Source organism: Aliiruegeria sabulilitoris (genome assembly GCF_001558155.1).
GTDB classification, from domain to species: domain Bacteria; phylum Pseudomonadota; class Alphaproteobacteria; order Rhodobacterales; family Rhodobacteraceae; genus Tropicimonas; species Tropicimonas sabulilitoris.
In genome coordinates, this window is record NZ_LOAS01000012.1 from 32333 (window position 1) to 49646 (window position 17314).

18 protein-coding genes are annotated in these 17314 nt (G+C 63.6%); 10 read left to right on the forward strand and 8 right to left on the reverse strand.

Going from position 1 to position 17314, the window contains the following annotated elements:
* The first annotated feature begins 9 nt into the window (after window positions 1-9).
* The 9 genes from AX756_RS12530 to AX756_RS12565 all read left to right on the forward strand — a co-directional run bounded on the left by AX756_RS12530 (window position 10) and on the right by AX756_RS12565 (window position 8322).
* Entirely contained in the window at window positions 10-1857 is a 1848-nt protein-coding gene (locus AX756_RS12530; RefSeq protein WP_068311703.1) for an aldehyde ferredoxin oxidoreductase family protein, read from the forward strand.
* Between the two features lie 122 nt (window positions 1858-1979).
* Window positions 1980-3353 carry an NAD(P)/FAD-dependent oxidoreductase gene (locus AX756_RS12535; protein ID WP_068311705.1) on the forward strand — a complete coding sequence of 458 codons (1374 nt, stop codon included), beginning with the start codon at window positions 1980-1982 and terminating at the stop codon, window positions 3351-3353.
* A gap of 1 nt (window position 3354) precedes the next feature.
* Complete coding sequence (locus tag AX756_RS12540; RefSeq protein ID WP_068311707.1) at window positions 3355-3606, forward strand: MoaD/ThiS family protein; 252 nt, start codon at window positions 3355-3357, stop codon at window positions 3604-3606.
* 2 nt (window positions 3607-3608) lie between these two features.
* Window positions 3609-3902 carry a hypothetical protein gene (locus AX756_RS12545; RefSeq protein ID WP_068311709.1) on the forward strand — a complete coding sequence of 98 codons (294 nt, stop codon included), beginning with the start codon at window positions 3609-3611 and terminating at the stop codon, window positions 3900-3902.
* Between the two features lie 15 nt (window positions 3903-3917).
* Window positions 3918-4688: a HesA/MoeB/ThiF family protein gene (locus AX756_RS12550; protein ID WP_068311711.1), complete on the forward strand. Its 771-nt coding sequence runs from the start codon at window positions 3918-3920 to the stop codon at window positions 4686-4688.
* A 423-nt stretch (window positions 4689-5111) separates the two neighbouring features.
* Window positions 5112-5261: a hypothetical protein gene (locus AX756_RS25645; RefSeq protein ID WP_156461487.1), complete on the forward strand. Its 150-nt coding sequence runs from the start codon at window positions 5112-5114 to the stop codon at window positions 5259-5261.
* Between the two features lie 43 nt (window positions 5262-5304).
* Entirely contained in the window at window positions 5305-6252 is a 948-nt protein-coding gene (locus tag AX756_RS12555; protein WP_231701053.1) for a tripartite tricarboxylate transporter substrate binding protein, read from the forward strand.
* Window positions 6253-6333: 81 nt separating this feature from the next.
* The gene (locus AX756_RS12560) at window positions 6334-6813 is read left to right on the forward strand and encodes a tripartite tricarboxylate transporter TctB family protein (protein WP_068311715.1); all 480 of its coding nucleotides are present in this window, start codon (window positions 6334-6336) and stop codon (window positions 6811-6813) included.
* Between the two features lie 9 nt (window positions 6814-6822).
* Window positions 6823-8322: a tripartite tricarboxylate transporter permease gene (locus tag AX756_RS12565; RefSeq protein WP_068311717.1), complete on the forward strand. Its 1500-nt coding sequence runs from the start codon at window positions 6823-6825 to the stop codon at window positions 8320-8322.
* A 42-nt stretch (window positions 8323-8364) separates the two neighbouring features.
* Here the strand turns inward: AX756_RS12565 and AX756_RS12570 are convergent, their stop codons facing one another.
* Complete coding sequence (locus AX756_RS12570) at window positions 8365-9048, reverse strand: phosphoribosyltransferase (protein ID WP_068311719.1); 684 nt, start codon at window positions 9046-9048, stop codon at window positions 8365-8367.
* Window positions 9049-9078: 30 nt separating this feature from the next.
* Here AX756_RS12570 and AX756_RS12575 point away from each other — a divergent pair, with 30 nt between their 5' ends.
* A complete protein-coding gene (locus AX756_RS12575; protein WP_231701054.1) occupies window positions 9079-10254 on the forward strand; it encodes an amidohydrolase in 1176 nt (391 codons plus the stop codon).
* Here AX756_RS12575 and AX756_RS12580 read toward each other — a convergent pair.
* The 7 genes from AX756_RS12580 to AX756_RS12610 are packed head-to-tail and all read right to left on the reverse strand — an operon-like array spanning window position 10246 to window position 17281.
* Entirely contained in the window at window positions 10246-12009 is a 1764-nt protein-coding gene (locus AX756_RS12580) for an adenine deaminase (protein WP_068311723.1), read from the reverse strand. The genes AX756_RS12575 and AX756_RS12580 overlap by 9 nt on opposite strands.
* A complete protein-coding gene (locus AX756_RS12585; protein ID WP_068311725.1) occupies window positions 12006-12896 on the reverse strand; it encodes a nucleoside hydrolase in 891 nt (296 codons plus the stop codon). The genes AX756_RS12580 and AX756_RS12585 overlap by 4 nt, the downstream gene beginning before the upstream one ends.
* Window positions 12896-13855, reverse strand: a complete 960-nt coding sequence (locus AX756_RS12590) for an ABC transporter ATP-binding protein (RefSeq protein WP_068311727.1) — start codon at window positions 13853-13855, stop codon at window positions 12896-12898. The genes AX756_RS12585 and AX756_RS12590 overlap by 1 nt, the downstream gene beginning before the upstream one ends.
* Window positions 13848-14627, reverse strand: coding sequence for an ABC transporter permease (locus AX756_RS12595; protein WP_068311729.1), 780 nt, complete (start codon window positions 14625-14627; stop codon window positions 13848-13850). The genes AX756_RS12590 and AX756_RS12595 overlap by 8 nt, the downstream gene beginning before the upstream one ends.
* Window positions 14624-15451 carry an ABC transporter permease gene (locus tag AX756_RS12600; RefSeq protein ID WP_068311731.1) on the reverse strand — a complete coding sequence of 276 codons (828 nt, stop codon included), beginning with the start codon at window positions 15449-15451 and terminating at the stop codon, window positions 14624-14626. The genes AX756_RS12595 and AX756_RS12600 overlap by 4 nt, the downstream gene beginning before the upstream one ends.
* A gap of 4 nt (window positions 15452-15455) precedes the next feature.
* Complete coding sequence (locus AX756_RS12605; RefSeq protein WP_068311733.1) at window positions 15456-16475, reverse strand: ABC transporter substrate-binding protein; 1020 nt, start codon at window positions 16473-16475, stop codon at window positions 15456-15458.
* Window positions 16472-17281, reverse strand: coding sequence for a LacI family DNA-binding transcriptional regulator (locus tag AX756_RS12610; RefSeq protein WP_269432953.1), 810 nt, complete (start codon window positions 17279-17281; stop codon window positions 16472-16474). Before AX756_RS12610 ends, AX756_RS12605 begins: the two co-directional genes overlap by 4 nt.
* Window positions 17282-17314: the final 33 nt, after the last annotated feature.

Here is a 17314-nt window from a genome sequence, read left to right on the forward strand (position 1 = left end):
GGATAAATCATGGCTTGGACAAGAAAAGTCCTCCGCGTCAACCTGACGGACGGCACCTGCACGCCCGAAGATCTCAACATGGACTGGGCGATGGACTATCTGGGGTCTCGTGGCCTCGCGACGAAGTATTTCGTCGAGGAAGTTGACGCGACAGTCGATCCGCTCGCACCCGAGAACAAGATGATCATGGCAACCGGCCCGCTGACGGGCACCGTTGCCTCGACCGGCGGGCGCTATACCGTGATCACCAAGGGGCCGCTGACCGGCGCCATCGCCTGCTCCAACTCAGGCGGGTATTTCGGGGCCGAGATGAAGTTCGCCGGCTGGGACATGATCATCTTCGAGGGCAAGTCCGAAAAGCCGGTCTACCTGATGGTCGAGAACGAGACCGCCCAACTGCGCGACGCGTCCCACCTCTGGGGCACCTCCACCTGGCATACGGAGGAGCAGATCAAGAAGGAGAACCAGGATCCGCTGATCCGTGTGTCCTCGATCGGCAAGGCCGGCGAAAGCGGCGTTCTCTATGCCTGTATCGTGAACGACCTGCACCGTGCCGCCGGACGTTCGGGGGTGGGCACCGTCATGGGATCGAAGAACCTGAAAGCGGTTGCGCTTCGTGGAACCCGGGGACTCTCGGGCATTCACGACTTCCCCGCCTTCATGAAGGTGACGGAGGAGAAGAAGCAGATCCTCGCGGAGAACGCTGTGACGGGCGAGGGCCTGCCGAGCTTCGGAACGCAGGTGCTGATGAACGTCATCAACGAGATGGGGGCCCTGCCAACGCGCAACCATCGTGACGTTCAGTTCGAGAAAGCCAACGATATTTCGGCCGAGGCGATGGCGAAGCCGCGCGAGTCCGATGGCAAGGCGCAACTGATCACCAATGCAGCCTGTTTCGGATGCACGATCGGATGCGGCCGGATCTCAAAGATCGACAAGGAACACTTCACCGTCGTGAACAAGCCCGAATACTGGGGCGCGTCTGGCGGCCTGGAATACGAGGCGGCCTGGGCGCTCGGTGCTGCCAACGGGGTCGGCGATCTGGAGGTGCTGCAATATGCCAACCTGATCTGCAACGAGCAGGGGATGGATCCGATCTCGTTCGGAGCCACCATCGGTGCGGTGATGGAACTCTATGAGATCGGCGTTCTTGACGACGAGACCATCGGACTTGCCGCGCCATTCGGTTCGGCCGAGGCGCTTGCCGAGCTGGTGGACATGACCGCGAACGGCGTCGGGTTCGGCAAGGAAATCGGCCTGGGCTCGAAACGGCTGTGCGAGAAGTACCAGCGCCCTGAGCTGTCCATGAGCGTGAAGGGGCAGGAATTCCCCGCCTACGATTCCCGCGCCATCCAGGGCATGGGCCTGACCTATGCCACGTCCAATCGGGGCGCCTGCCACCTGCGGTCCTACACCGTGTCCTCCGAAGTGCTGGGGATCCCGGAGAAGACCGACCCCCTGACGACCGAGGGCAAGCCGGGTCTGGTGATGGCGTTCCAGGATGCGACAGCGGCGTTCGACGCTTCCGGCCTGTGCATCTTCACCAGTTTCGCGTGGACGCTGGCCGACATTCAGCCGCAGATCGACGCTGCCTGCGAAGGGGACTGGTCGTTGGAGAAGCTCAGCGAGGTCGGTGAGCGGATCTGGAACATGGAGAAGGTCTTCAACCTCGAAGCCGGTCTGACCAAGGATGACGACAAGCTGCCCGAGCGCCTGACCACCGAGCCGGCCAAGGAAGGCCCGGCCAAGGGGCTGGTGTCCGGTGTGCCGGAGATGTTGCCGGAGTATTACGAGCTTCGGGGATGGGACACCGACGGCAAACCCAAGGCGGAAACGCTCGGGCGTCTCGGTCTCTGACCCGAGCCGCAGGCAGACTTCCAAAAGGACGCGGACGCATCCCTTTCTTCACGAAAGGGGAGCGTCCGCCAGATTGGGCTATGAATCCTTTCTGCCCATGGAGCGAGGCATAAGAGGAAATCATGAAACATCTCATCCTCGGGAATGGTCCGGCCGGCGTGGTCGCGGCAGAGACCATCCGCAAGACCGACCCGACCTGTTCGATCACGCTTGTCGGGGCAGAACCCGAGCCTCCCTATTCCAGGATGGCGATCCCCTATCTGCTCGAAGAGAATATCGACGAGTCCGGCACCTATCTGCGCAAGACCGAAGGCCATTTCGAGAAGCTCGGGATCGAGCTGAAGGTTGGGCGCGCCACCGGGGTCGATCCGTCGAACAAGACCGTCCAGTTCGAGGACGGCAGCACCGAGACCTATGACAAGCTTCTGATCGCCACGGGCGCGCGGCCAATCCTGCCGCCGATCCCGGGGGTCGACCTGCCCAACGTTCATACCTGCTGGACGCTGGACGATGCCCGCCACATCGCCGCCCTGACACAAAAACAGGGGGCTCACGTGGTGCAACTGGGGGCGGGGTTCATCGGCTGCATCATCATGGAAGCCCTGAGCCTGCGTGGTACGGACCTGACGGTTGTCGAACTCGGAGACCGCATGGTGCCGCGCATGATGACCTCCGAGGCCGGGGGCATGATCAAGGACTGGGTGCAGAAGAAGGGCATCAATGTCGTCACCAGCACCAAGATCGAACGCATCGATCTGACCGATGCGGATAGGCCGGCATCGACGGAGAGCAAGTCCTTCCTGAAATCGGTCATCGAGAAGTTGACCGGTCACGAGGACGCCCCGGAACCGGCCGCCGCGTATGTTGATGCCGACGAGGACGAACTGACGGTGACCCTGTCCAGTGGCGAGAAGATCGCATGCCACGCGGTGATCATTTCGGCCGGTGTGCGGCCGAATGTCGAGTTCCTCGAAGGAACCGGCATCGACATCACCGACGGCATCCATACAGACGATCGGATGGAGACATCGGTGCCCGACATCTTTGCCGCGGGCGACGTGGTCGCCGCGCCCGACTTTTTCACCGGCAAGCCGTTCTTCTCCGCCATTCAGCCCAACGCGGTGGACGAAGCGCGCGCTGCGGCGCTCAATATGGCCGGTCGGGACGCGCGCATGCACGGTGTGCTGCCGATCAACGTGCTCGACACGCTCGGCCTGATTTCCAGCTCCTTCGGACAATGGGAAGGCGTGGAAGGTGGGGAAAGTGTCGAGCTTTCCGACCCGGAACGCCACCGCTACATCTCGTTGCAATTCGATGGCGACGTTCTGATCGGAGCGACGTCGATCGGCCTGACGCAGCATGTGGGCGTAGTCCGCGGGTTGATCCAAGGGAGGGTGGCTTTGGGAAAATGGAAGGATGTCCTGATGAAGGAACCCCTGCGCCTGTCGGAGGCCTATCTTGCCTGCGCGCAGCAACCGGGCGCATTGGCAGGTTAGGATGCAGGCAAAACTCAAGCTCTTCGCGAGCCTTTCGGACTTTCTGCCGTCAGGAGCGCAGGCCAACCAGATCGATATCGACATCGGCGATGGCGAGTCCGTTGCCGCGATCATCGAACGGTTCCACTTGCCGGACAGGCTGGTGCATTTGGTGCTCGTCGACGGTGTTTTCATCAAGCCGGAGGACCGGGCGCAGCGCGATCTCAAGGACGGAGAAGTGCTGGCGATCTGGCCGCCGGTTGCCGGGGGATAGGGGTGTCGGACGCGCTGAGCTTTCTTGAACGCGAGGTTTCCGCGACACTCGCGGAATATGCGCACGGCCTGCGGCTTGCCTTTCCCGAGGGCGTTTCCGGCGGTCCGACAGATTTCCTTGTGACAGACAGCCGGGCCCGGATCGAAATCCAGCTTGAGCCCGGTCCCGACCGGGTGATCGCGCTGATGCGTTTGCCGACGCTCACCGCGCGGCTTCGCTTCACCGGCGGAACCCAGGAAGAACGCAAGGCGATGCTGAAACGCATGGACCTTGCCATGCGTCGCGGGGGAGGCTGACCCAGGAAGTGCCCAATGGATGATCGCCAACTGCTGCGGTACAGCCGCCATATTCTTCTCAAGGATATCGATATCGAGGGCCAGGAGCGGATTCTCTCCGGCCATGTTCTCGTCATTGGCGCCGGCGGGCTTGGGTCTCCGGTTGCAACGTATCTGGCGGGGGCAGGGGTCGGCCAGCTCACCATCTGCGATGGCGATGATGTCGACATGACGAACCTGCAACGCCAAACTCTGCACCGCGAGGCGCGGATCGGCATGAACAAGGCCGAGTCGAGCCGGATCGAGGTGGCGACTCTCAACCCGGACTGCCATGTGAACGCGGTTCCGGCGCGGGTCGGGCCGGAGGAGCTACCGGAGCTTGTGCGGCAGGCGGACGTGGTCGTTGAGGCGAGCGACAATTTCTCTACCCGGCATGCTGTGAACCGAGTGTGCTTCGCTCTGGGCAAACCCCTTGTCAGTGGCGCGGCAATCCGGTTCGCAGGGCAGATTTCCGTCTACGATCCGCGTCAGGAAAGCTCTCCCTGCTATGCGTGCCTGTTTCCGGAAGACAGCCCTGTCTACGAGGATCGCTGTGCGAGCCTCGGTGTGTTCGCGCCGCTCACCGGCACGATCGGTTCCATGCAGGCGGCCGAAGTGCTCCACCTGCTGGTGAGAGGCCAAAGCGCGCTCACCGGGCGCCTTCTGCTCTATGATGCACTCGCGGCCGAGTGGCAGGAGATGGACCTTCCGCGGCGGCCGGATTGCCCGGTTTGCTCAGAAAGAAATTCCGGGATGACAGGCATCTGAGAGGGAGCATTGGACCGGGGTGACCGGACATGCCAATTCTCTGAGACAGGCGATTTGCCGCATGACCTGTTCCCCGGAACTTGAGGTGACGGTAATGCAGGTCAGATCCGAGTCCGAATTTCCCGACATTGTATTATGAATACATGGCACAAGGCCGGGCTTGCCTGTGAATGCCGCACGTTGCCCGGCCGCCGTCATCAGGACCTCAATTCCCAAGGGTGACCGGGCGCTTGCGGAAACCCGCATGATGGGTGCGGGTATTACCCTTTACTGCACTTTGCACCTATCTATCCTCCCGATATCCGCCAGAAAAATCGAGCGATGGCGGAGCGGCGTTGAGGAGCGCCGAGCTTCAGCATGCACACATATATGGCACAGCGAAGCAAGCATGCGCGCATTTGCGCGTATAGGGAGGAAGTGGCGATGACCAAGCTTCTTCGTGGAATGGGTGGGATTGCCGTTTGGGCGGAGTCCGTCCGGTTACAGGACATTTCCGGCAATCAAAGAACAAGAAACCCGAACACCGGGCTGGCCCTGAGACATGCCAGCTCACAATGGTCGATGAAAAAGTGAGGGACCACGCATGAAAAGGCGTACGATTCTGAAGAGCGCGACAATGGCTGTTGCAGCGTTTGCAGCTTTTGGCGCACCCAAGGCACAGGCTGAATGGCCCGAGCGGCCGATTACCATAATCGTCCCGTGGGGCGCGGGCGGCGGCACGGACGCGGTCGGACGCATCTTTGCCAACCTTCTGGAGCAGGAACTCGGCACACCGGTGAACGTGGTCAACCGTACCGGTGGCAGCGGCGTTGTCGGACACTCGGCCATCGCCACGGCAAAGCCTGACGGCTACACGCTGGGCGTGGTGACCGTGGAAATCGCCATGATGCATTGGGTCGGCCTGACCGAGCTGAGCTACGCGGACTACTCCGTTATCGGCCAGGTGAACTTCGATGCCGGTGGCCTGATGGTCAGCTCGGATTCTCCGTATCAAACGGCCGCTGACCTGATAGCCGCGATCAAGGCCGAGCCAGACGGCACCTTCAAGGCGTCGGGAACTGGCCAGGGCGGCATCTGGCACCTTGGCGCGGCCGGTTGGCTGCTGTCGGAAGGGGTCGATCCGGCAAAGGTGCCCTGGGTTCCCAGCGAAGGCTCGGCGCCAGCGCTCAATGACATGGTCGCAGGCGGGGTTGACTACATCACCTCGTCGCTGGCGGAAGGCCGTGCCTTGATCGAAGCCGGAAAGGTGACCCCGCTTGCCAATATGGGCGACGAGCGCCTGGGGATTTTCCCCGACGTGCCGACCCTGAAGGAGGCGACGGGATCGGATTGGACGATCGGCGTCTGGCGTACGATCGCGGGCCCGAAGGGGATGCCTGACGAGGTCGTGGACAAACTCGTTCCGGCTCTCGAAAAAGCCTATAACAGCCCGGAATACAAAGAGTTTATGGATGGGCGTGGCTTCGGAATGCAGTGGCGCCCGTCCGACGAGGCCTATGAGTTCATGAAGGCGAACGACGAGGCCTTTGGCGACGTGATGAAAAAGGCGGGTCTGGCGAAGTAACCGCGCCTTTCCGCAAAGCTGGGCGGAGGGAGCACCCCTCCTTCCGCCCAATCCTCCCACACCGGAAATGAGGGTCGACCCTTGAAGTTCAACGATGCCGTTTCAGGCGTGTTCTTCATCCTGTTTGCGCTACTGCTCTTCTATCTGACCCGGGATTATCCCGGCTTGTACGGCCAGACTTACGGCTCGGACCTGTTCCCGCGCGTTATCGCGGCGCTGATGGGCCTTTCCGGGGTGGTGTTGGTCGTCAAGGGCGCCAAAGAGTGGTCTGCAACGCCCGTTGTAACGATCGCCGACTGGATGCGTTCGCCGCGGCATGTCGGCAACTTCTTCGCAGTTCTGGCGGCCCTGGTGTTCTATATCCTGCTGTCTGACTGGCTGGGCTTCATCATAACCGGTGGCGCTGTGCTGACCGGGCTGATGGTCTGGCTGCGAGGCGCCGCATACTGGAAGTCGTCGATTCTGATCGCGCTTCTTGCCGTCGTCGTCATCCAGGCCTTCTTTGGCGAACTCCTGCGAGTCCCGCTTCCTTGGGGCCTGCTTGAAAACTATTCTTGGTAGGGGGCAGACATGGAGATCATACTACAGGCCGCGGGCCTCGTTTTCGCCCCGCAAGTCCTTATGGTCATTGTGCTATCGGGCGCCTTCGGGATGTTCATGGGTGCCATTCCGGGACTGTCGGCAACCATGGCTACCGCGCTTCTGGTGCCGGTGACTTTCTTCATGCCGCCGGTACCCGCGCTGGCGGCAATCGTCACCGCTACGGCAATGGCGATTTTCGCCGGTGACCTGCCGGGCGCGCTTCTGCGCATTCCCGGCACACCCGCCTCCGCAGCCTATACCGACGAGGCCTATGCCATGACCCGAAAGGGGAAGGCGGAACTCGTTTTAGGCGTCGGGTTGAGCAGTGCCGTGGTCGGCGGCCTGTTCGGGGCGTTTGTGCTCACTTTCACGGCCCCGATGCTTGCGGAATTCGCCCTGAAATTCAGCTCGTTCGAGTATTTCTGGTTGGCATGCCTCGGCCTCACCTCGGCCGCCTTCATTTCGACCGATGAACCCGTCAAGGGGCTTATCTCGCTCCTGATCGGGCTGCTGATCGCCACGGTCGGAATCGACCCGACCGCTGGCCATCCGCGTTTCACCTTCGGCTCCGTGGAACTCATGGGCGGCGTGAACTTCATCCCCGCCATGATCGGGATGTTCGCGGTCGCCGAAGTGTTGCGCTCGGTCACCTCGACAGCGGTGCCGGTGAAGGTGCAGTTCGGCCATTTCGGCAATGTCTTTCATGGGGTCGGCGGGGTTCTGCTGCGCTACAAGAAGAACCTTTTGCGCGGCAGCGTGATCGGGACGCTGGTGGGAGCACTGCCGGGCGCCGGGTCGGACATTGCCGCGTGGATCTCCTATGCCGTCTCCAAGAAATTCTCCCGAGAGCCGGAAAAATACGGCACCGGCCATGTCGAAGGGATCGTCGATGCGGGTGCCAGTAACAATGCCGGGCTGGGCGGGACCTGGGTGCCCGCGCTCGTCTTCGGCATTCCCGGTGACTCGATCACCGCGATCGTGATCGGTGTTCTCTACGTCAAGGGAATGAACCCCGGGCCAACCGTGTTTCTCGAACAACCCGAGTTGATCTATTCGGTCTTCGTGACCTTCTTCCTGGCGAACCTGCTGTTGCTGCCGCTGGGCTTCCTGGCGATCAAATCCTCGACGCAGCTGCTCCGGGTGCCACGCAATGTGCTGATGCCGATTATCCTGATGTTCTGCGTCGTCGGTACTTTTGCCATCAACAACACGGTTTTCGGTGTCGGGATCATGCTGGTTCTCGGGCTGGTGGCCTATGTGCTGGAAGAAAACGGGTTCCCGATCGCGCCAGCAATTCTCGGGCTGGTTCTCGGTGGATTGCTGGAGCGCAGTTTCATGACCTCGATGATCAAGGCCGACGGCAATCTCATCGCCTTCTTCGAGCGCCCCATTGCGGCGGTGCTTGGGATTATCACAATCATGATCTGGGTCTCTCCGCTGTTCTTGCGGCTGAGACGAAAGGGGGCGTCTCCGGCGGGGGATGTCTGACATCACTCCGGCGGCGTCCGGACGGCGAGGCGGGGTGAAGCGCTACAAAGGCTTCTGACGCCGCCAACCGTCTTCGGTGGCCTGCAGCAGCGGCGTCTGGATCACCCCGTGAACACGGCTCGCGTCGATCCCCCGGTCGATACAGAGCGTTTCATTCCAACGCGATGTCTGCAGCATCGCGGTGCCGATCGCCTCGGGCTGGTGTCCGACCAGTTGCAGCAGGTCGAGCCCGGCCGAGATCGAGGTTCCGGTACTGATGACGTCATCGATCAGGGCGATCCTCGCGCCGTCGAGCAGCGGTAGCAGGCGTGGGTCGAAATAGAGCCGTTTGACGGTGTCGGGGCTGGTGATCGAGCTGAGCGGCACGGAAAGCTCGTCGCGATACCAGAATTTGCGGGACGTCCCCAGCGGGATATAGCGCGCGTGGCCAAGCCGTTCAGCGACAGCTCGGGCGAGCGACAGGCCGAGGGTAGGCAAGCCCACGACAACCTCGATATCCAGAGGCGAAAGGAGCGCCGCGAGGTGATCGGCAAGCGCGGTCTCGACCGCGAAACCGGCCTGGTTGAGGATGAGCGACGCAATGCCGGTGCCGGTATCCCCCAGGGCGCGGATCGGCAGGAACAGGATGCGGCCGTCTGGCAGTTCGGCGGGAAAGCGGTCTGGCCAGGGGGGTGGGACGGCATCCTCGGGCGGGTGGATTTCCTGCCAGAATTCATGCGGTTCCATCAAAGTGCATCCTGTTCAAACCCGGAAGAGATGGCTACCTATAGCGCCATGTTTGATCCAGCGTCCATCGACCTTCCGCACCTGACCGAAATCCGCCGGGACCTGCATGCCCATCCCGAGCTTGGCTTCGAGGAAACGCGCACCGCGGGCATTGTTGCCGCTTTCTTACGCGATCTTGGGCTGGAGGTTGCGGAAGGGATCGCGGGCACCGGCGTGGTCGGCGCGCTGCGTGGTGGCGGGGCAGGGGCCGTGGGGTTGCGCGCCGATATGGACGCGCTGGCCATGCCCGAGACGGGAACGCCGCCCTGGATCTCCACCGCGCCCGGGAAGATGCATGCCTGCGGGCATGACGGACACACGGTGATGCTGCTCGGCGCGGCGGCGGCGCTGGCGGCCGATCCGCCCGAAGGCAACGTGTATTTCATCTTCCAACCGGCTGAAGAAGGGCGTGGCGGCGCGCGGGCGATGGTCGAGGCGGGCCTGTTCGAGCAATTTCCCTGCGACATGGTCTTTGGCCTGCACAACATGCCGGGGCTGGCGGTGGACGAGATGGCCGTTGTGGCCGGGCCGCAGCTTGCTTCCTCCGATAGCTGGCGGGTGACGATGCGCGGGGTCGGAACCCACGGGGCGAAGCCGCATCTGGGGCGCGACCCGGTAACGGCGGCGGGGCATTTTCTTGCGGCGCTGCAGACCATTCCGGGGCGGGTGGTCGATCCGCTGCAACCAGCGGTGGTCAGCGCCTGTTCGGTCGCGGCGGGCGATCCGGAAGCGTTGAACGTGATCCCGGATTTCGTCGAAATCGGTGGCACGGCCCGGGCCTATACCCCGGAAGTACGGGACCAGTTGGAAACCGAGATCGGACGGTTGGCCAAAGGTATCGCGCAGGCCATGGGCGTTGATGCAGAGTACACTTTCGTCCGCCGTATCCCGCCGGTGGTCAACGATGCGAGCGCCACGGCGGTGGCGCTGGCGGCGGCACTGGCGGTGGCACATGGCGGCGTGCGCGAGGATTTCCCGCCCTCGACCGCGGGGGACGATTTCGCCTTTTTCGGGCAGGAGGTGCCGGGCGCCTATGTCTGGCTTGGCAACGGGCCGGCCGTGGACGGGGCGTTGCACCACAATACCGGCTATGATTTCAACGACGCCGCTATCGCGACGGGCGTTGCCTTCTGGGCCGAGGTGGCGCGGCGGGCGCTGTCAGTTTGAGTTTTCCGACAGAACCGGAGAAGGGCGCAGGATTCCGGCATGGGAATCCGCGATGCCGAGATCGGTTTGATGCGGGCCGGCATTGCAGGCAAGGGTCGCGCCGACCAGCGCCTTGAAGGTCAGGTATGGCGGTTCCCACGCTACGACACGTTCCATCGCGGTCCGAACGGCAGCGAATTCCGCCGCGACCTGCACCAGTGGCGCATCGGAGACGAGCCCGGCCACCGGAAGGGGCAGTGTGGCGATTGCTACGCCGTCTTGGGCCACGGCCATACCGCCCCGCGCTGCGATCACCGCATTGGCGGCGGGGACCATGTCTTCGGGCGTGTTACCAAAGACGGTGAGATTGTGGCTGTCATGGCTGACGCTTGTCGCGAACGCACCGTTCCACTGGCCCCAGCCTTGCAGGAACCCGACTTTCGGCGCCATATCGCCGCCGTGGCGGTTGATGACCGCGATCATCGTGGTGCCTTTTGGCGGGATGATCCGGCCGTCCTTCACCTCTGCAGTCACCTCGCCCCACTCGGTGAAGCGGGGGCGGGAGATGGTTGCGAGGCGGACGGTCGGGCCCTCGGCTGGAACGGTGAAATCGCTGGGTTTGAAGGTCGGGAGCGCGCAGGTGTCGAGGAAGGCGTCGGGAAAACGGGAGGCGGCGCCAGTCTCGCCAATGGGTGCGCCATTGCGCAGAACCTGTCGGACGCGGACCGTTTCGAGATCCTCCAGAAGGACGATGTCGGCGCGTTTGCCGGGACCGATCAGGCCGATATCACGGCGTTCGATACGGATCGCGGCGTTGATTGTCGCCGCCTGGAATGCGCGCATCGGGTCCAGCCCATGCGCGATCATGCGGCGCAGCATCTCGTCTACGGCGCCGGTTTCCAGCAGGTCATCCGGGAAAACATCATCGGAGCAAAACGTCACCGTCGGCGGCATCTGCGGCAGGGACTGGAGTGCACTCGCGAATTCCGGCAGCAGGTAGGGGTGCGAGCCGCGCAGCTCGATTGTCAGCCCGGCGCGGATCTTCTCCAGCAGGTCTTCGGCCGATGTGATCTCGTGATCCGAGCTGATGCCAGCGGCGGCATAGGCCTGAAGCGCGGGGCCGGTGAGGCTGCGGGCATGGCCGCAAACGAGCTTGCCGGAACTCAGCCCGGATTGCACGATGCCGCGCATCCGCTCCGTGCGGGCGGTTACTGCGCGCATGTCCATCACCTCGGCCAGCCCGTGGATACCGGGCAGCGCCAGCATCCGCTCGATCACCCGCGCGTCGAAATCAGCGCCGGCGGTCTCGTAGCCGGGCGCGGAGGGCACGCAGGAGGGCGCGAGCGGCAGGATGCGGAGCGCGGCGCGGGAGGCGCAGTCCAGCGCATAGTCGACACCGGCCAGCCCCGCGACATTGCCGAATTCATGCGGATCCCAGACGATTGTCGTGACGCCGCGTGGCAAGACGGCGCGTGCATAGGTCTCCGGCGTGACCATGGAGCTTTCGACATGCATATGGGTGTCGATCAGCCCGGGCGCGGCGATGAGCCCGGTGGCGTCGATGATCTCCGTGGCATCCTCGCGCTGTCCGGTTGGGTGGACGGAGGCGATGAGCGGTCCGACGAGGCCGATATCGGCAGGGCGCAGCTCTCCCGTGACCACATCGGCCAGCGTTGCGCCCCGGATCAACCGGTCGAAAGCGGCATCGCCCCGTGCTGCGGCAACGGCTCGGTCGCGCAGATCGGCATCGTTCAGGTCTTGCGGCTCCGGGGTCATGGATGGTCCTCCAGCGCGGAGAGGCAGAGCGCCTTCACGGCGGCGGCGTCCAGATCCTGCACGATACGGGCGTTGGCACGCTGGGGGGCGCGTTGATCGACGATGGTGCGGCCACGGGTGAGCGCTCCGGCCAGTTCGACGGTGACTTCCGCAGGCGCCGTGGTGAAAAGCTCCGGAGCGGCCAGAAGGGCTGCGGCGACGGGATCGTAAAGTGCCATGGCCGGGCGGCCCCGGCTCAACGCGATGTCGAGATAGCCGCCGAGAAGGTCGCGCAGAAGTGCCGAGCAGTTGGTGTTCGTGACATCCGCCTCGACGATTTCCACCCTGCGGCAGGCATCGAGATCGACCATCGTGATCGGCACGTTCCGGGCGAGCAGGATGGCAATCGCCTCCGGGTCTGCGGCGGCGTTGAACTCGGCGGAGGCGGTGTGATTGCCGCGCCCGATCGCTCCGCCCATCCAGGTGATACGGCCGATCCGGTGGAGAAGGTCCGGGCGGGCAAGCGCGAGGATCGCGAGATTGGTGAGCGGGCCGAGGGCGAGGATTTCCGCCTCGGCCTCGCCCGCCAACCAGTCTGTGAGCGCAGGCAAGGCGTCGCCGTGATCGGCCTCGGTCGCGGGCAATTCGGCGCCCCGGGTCGGGATACCGGTCGATCCAAGGGCGTATTGCGCCGTGGTGACCGCACCGAGGATGGATCTGTCGGCCCCGGCATGGACCGGCACCCGCCAGCCAAAGGCCTGCGCGGCGCCGGCCGCATTAGCGCGGACCTGCGGCAGGGGGGCATTGCCGAAGCTCAGCGAAATCCCGTCCACGACCTTCGCGCGCATGGCGAGCAGGATCGCGAAAAGATCATCGCCTCCCATGTCGGTATCGATCCAGATCCCCATCAGTCGATCCGTGCCAGTTCCACCGCACTCTCGCGCGGCAGATCGAAGGCCACTTTCTGGCCGATCTCGAAACGGGCCTCGGACACAGGCACATCCGCCTTGATCGTGCCGAAGGCGCTTGCGAGCACGTATTCGCGGCGTTCGCCGGCAAAGGACGCGCCGCGGATCTCGCCCTGATGTGGCCCGTGACCCAGAACGACCGCGCCCGGCCGCCATGCCAGACCGCCGCTGGTCTCGCCCGGCAGGATGGTCTCGAATCCCATGAAATCGGCGGCAAAGCCGGAGACCGGCGCGTTGTAGATCTCCTCGGCGGTACCGATCTGCTCGATCGCCCCGTTGCGCATGAGCACGATCCGGTCGGCCAGCGCCAGCGCTTCGGCCTGATCATGGGTGACAAAGACCATGGTTATGCCAGTTTCGCGCTGCACGCGCTGCAACTCCGTCCGCATCTCCAGCCGCAGGCGGGCATCGAGGTTCGAAAGTGGCTCGTCCAGCAGCAGCACCTTGGGATGCATGACCAGCGAGCGCGCCAGCGACACGCGCTGCTGCTGCCCGCCGGAGAGGTCGGCGGGCTGCCGGTCTGCGAACTCTGTGAGGCCGACCGTTGCCAGCCCATCCATCACCTTGGTTTTCAGGTCCGGTTCGCGGCGCAGACGCAGCCCGAAGGCGACATTCTCGAACACACTGAGATGCGGGAAAAGCGCGTAGGACTGGAACACGAGGCCAACCTCGCGGCGGCTGGGCGGCATGCGGGTGACGTCGCGCCCGTCGATATGCACCGTGCCGCTGCGAGGGGTGAGCAGGCCAGCAATGGCGCGCATGGTCGTGGTCTTGCCGCAGCCCGACGGGCCCAGAAGCGCGATCAACTCGCCCTTGTGGATGTCGAGGTTGAGGCGATCGACAGCGACGGTCTTGTCATAGGCGAGCGTCAGATCCTTGAGGGAGACGTAGTCAGACATAGCGGGACAATCCGATGAAACGTTCGGCGGCAAAGACGATGCCGACCGACATGAAGGCCAGCAGCGCCGAAAGGGCCGCGACCGACGGGTCATAGTTGATTTCCATATAGGCGATCATGTCGATGGGCAGCGTGCGCAGGCCGGGGCCAGAGAGGAAGAGCGACACGGGCACCTGGTTGAAGGAGGTGACGAAGCCGAGGATGAAGGCTGCCAGCACACCGCCGCGAATATTGGGCAGTACGACCCGCCGGAAGGCGCCGAAGCGGGTGCAGCCGAGCAACAGGGCCGCCTCCTCCATGTCCACTCGCAGGTTCTCCATCGAGGCCGAGACGACGCGGACCGCGTAAGGCAGGATCAGCGCGGTATGGGCCAGAAACAGCGCCGGGCCGATGCCGACACCGAGCGGGATGACCAGATATTGCAGCAGCGCGAGGCCGACGATGATGCCGGGCACGATGATCGGAGACGAGACGATGAGCTTGACAGTCTCGGCGCCGGGCACGCGGTAGCGGGTCATTGCATAAGCGGCCGGAACGCCCAGCACCAGCGCGGCCATGGTGCCGAAGATGGCAAGGAACATCGACACGCCGAAACTGGCGCGAAAGCTCTCCACCTCGAAGACCTTGATGTACCACTTCAGCGACAGGCCCTGTGGCGGGAAGGCGAGATTGTTGCCGGCCGAGAGCGCGGCGGCGATGATGATGAGAAACGGCCCGATCAGGAAGGTGAGGGTCAGGCCGAGGATGATCCAGGTACTCAGACGGCTGTTCATCGGGATTTCCTCGCTGTGGCGAGCCGCTTGAGCAGCAGGTTGGCAGAGAAGCTCATGACGATCAGGATCATGGCGATGACGGAAGCCGAGACGAAATCGTTGGCCACGGTCACGCGCTGGTAGAGCAGGGTTTCCAGCATCAGAACTTTTGAGCCGCCGAGGATGGCCGGCGTGATATAGGCGGTCATGGAACCGGTGAAGACCAGCGTGCCGCCCACCACCAACCCTTCGCGGGTTAGCGGCAGGATCACGCGGGCAAAGACCTGAAGCCAGTTGGCACCGAGGATCCGGGCGGCCGGGACGGCGTCGCGCGGCATGTTCTCCATCGCGGAGACCAGCGAGACGATCATCAGCGGCAGGAACAGTTGCAGCAGGCCGATGAAAACGGCGGTTTCGGTGAACAGGATCCGCAGCGGCGTCTCGGTGATCCCGAGATCGACCAGCAGCTTGTTGACGAAGCCGGTGCGCCCGAGGATCACTAGCCACGCATAGGTGCGCGCCACCGGCGAGATCATCAGCGGCAGAGTGACCAGCCCGAACATGCGTCCGCGCGAGCTGGCCGGCAGATTGACGATGGCGAAGGCGGCCGCGTAGCCAATCACGGCAGAGGTGCCGGCGACGAGCGAGGCGAGCTTCAGCGTTCGGAAAAACACCGTCTGGTTGCGGGGGGAGGCGAAAAACTCGCCATAGGCCGACACCGACCAGCCCGATTCGGTCTGGAAGGCTTCGGAGAGGAGGATGCCGACCGGCAGCAGGAAAAGCGCCGCGGCGAAGATCGCCGCGGGCAGGACCAGGGCCAGACCGATTGCCCGGTTTTCGAACATGGAGTTACTTCATCACCTTGGTGTTCCACTGCTCCAGCCAGCTCTCGCGCTTGTCGAGAATGGTGGCCGGGTCGAGCAGGTCGAGCTGTTCCACGGTTTCGGCGCCATAGGTCAGGTTGGCGGCGACCTCGTCTGAAACCTCGACCTCGGCATTGGCCGGGCTGTCGATCAGCGCGTTGGCCAGCGCGGTCTGGATCTCGGTGGAGAGCCAGAAATCCATGAATTGCAGCGCCAGTTCCTCGTTGCCGTTATTCGCCGTCATCACCATGACATTCATGCCGCCGGTCTGGCCTTCCTTGGGTTCGGCCCAGGCCATCGGCAGCCCGTTATCCTTGAACCGGCCCCAGGCGAAGCGGCCCACCGGGGCGGCCCAGATCTCTTCCTGCTGCATCAGCTGCGCAAGCTGGGAGGACCGGACATAGAAGGTGACAATGTCATCGGCCTTCTCGCCAACGGCCTCGATGGGTGTTGTCAGCGAGCTGTCGGTGTCGCCCATCGCCTTGCCGATCATGTAGAGCGCCGGCGGGCCCTGGTTGGTGGTGACATCGGGCAGCGCCACGTTGCCCGCCAGTTCCGGCGACAGAAGGTCGGCCCAGCTATCCACCGTCACCTTGTCGGAGCGATAGGCGATGGAGGTGGCATAGAAGGTGTAGCCGACACCCATATTGTCGCCGAGCGGGTCCTTGGCGATGTCGTAGAGCTTGTCGTAATTCGACAGTGCAGAGACGTCGATCGGCTGCAACAGGCCACTACGGGCGGCGCCGAGCGCGTCATGGGTGGACAGCACCGCCATGTCGATCACGGGGGCGTCCTTGTTGGCCTCGATCTTGGCCATGCGCTCGATCGAGTTGCCGGTTTCCACGACGATCTCGCAGCCGCAGATCTCCTCGAAGGGGTCGTAGACCAGTTCCTTGAACTCGTCCTGGGAGAAGGAATAGACCGAGATGGTCAGGGTCTTGTCGGCGGCCATTGCCGCGGCCGAGAGCGCCAGCGTCGAAACACCAGCCAATACCAGGGTCTTCATGTCGTTACGTCTCCTTGTTGGGGGCTTGGTTTTTTGGGGGATGGAAAGTCCGGTGCCGGGCCCGTGGAGCTACGCACCACCAACTCCATCGGCACCAGCCGTGCTGCTGGCAGGGAAGCGTTTTCGAGCTGTAGCGAAAGATGCGCGATCGCCGCGGCGGCGATTTCCGGCATGTTCTGTGCAAGCGTCGTTAGGCCCGGCGTGATGCGCGCGGAGAAGCTGAGGTCATCGAAGCCGATTACGCTGACATCGCCGGGCACCGAAAACCCGGCGCCTTGCAAGCGCGTGAGGGCGGTCAGCGCATGCAGGTCAGAGGTTGCAATGATGGCGGTCACACCGCGACGAGCCAGGTCCGCAAAATCGGGTATGCCGTCCTCCAGCCAGCAGGTTTCAGCTTGCGAACCGGCAGCAAGGGCCGACTGCATCCCGGCAATTCGATCCGATTGCACAGAGGAACGGCGGCTCTGGCCAAGCAGGACAAACGTCCTGTGCCCGAGGGCCTGCAGGTGTTCGAGCGCCTGTTTCCCGCCCTGCTGGTGGTCGGAACAGACGCAGTTTCCGGGGGTCGATGCGGAATCGATGACCACGGCCGGCAGGGGGAGGTCGCTAACCTGCGTGCCGCGGCATGGCACGATGATGATACCGTCGGCGCCGCGCTGGATCATCCGTTGCACTGCTTCGGCCTGAGCGCCGGGGTCTGCGTGGGAGTCCGCGATCAGGATGCCTTGACCCGAACGCTCGGCGGCGGTTTCGATTGCCTGCGCGAGGGCGGGGAAAAGCGGGTTCGATATGTCGGGAAGCACCAAGCCCAGAACGCCGCTCCGTCCGGTACGCAATGC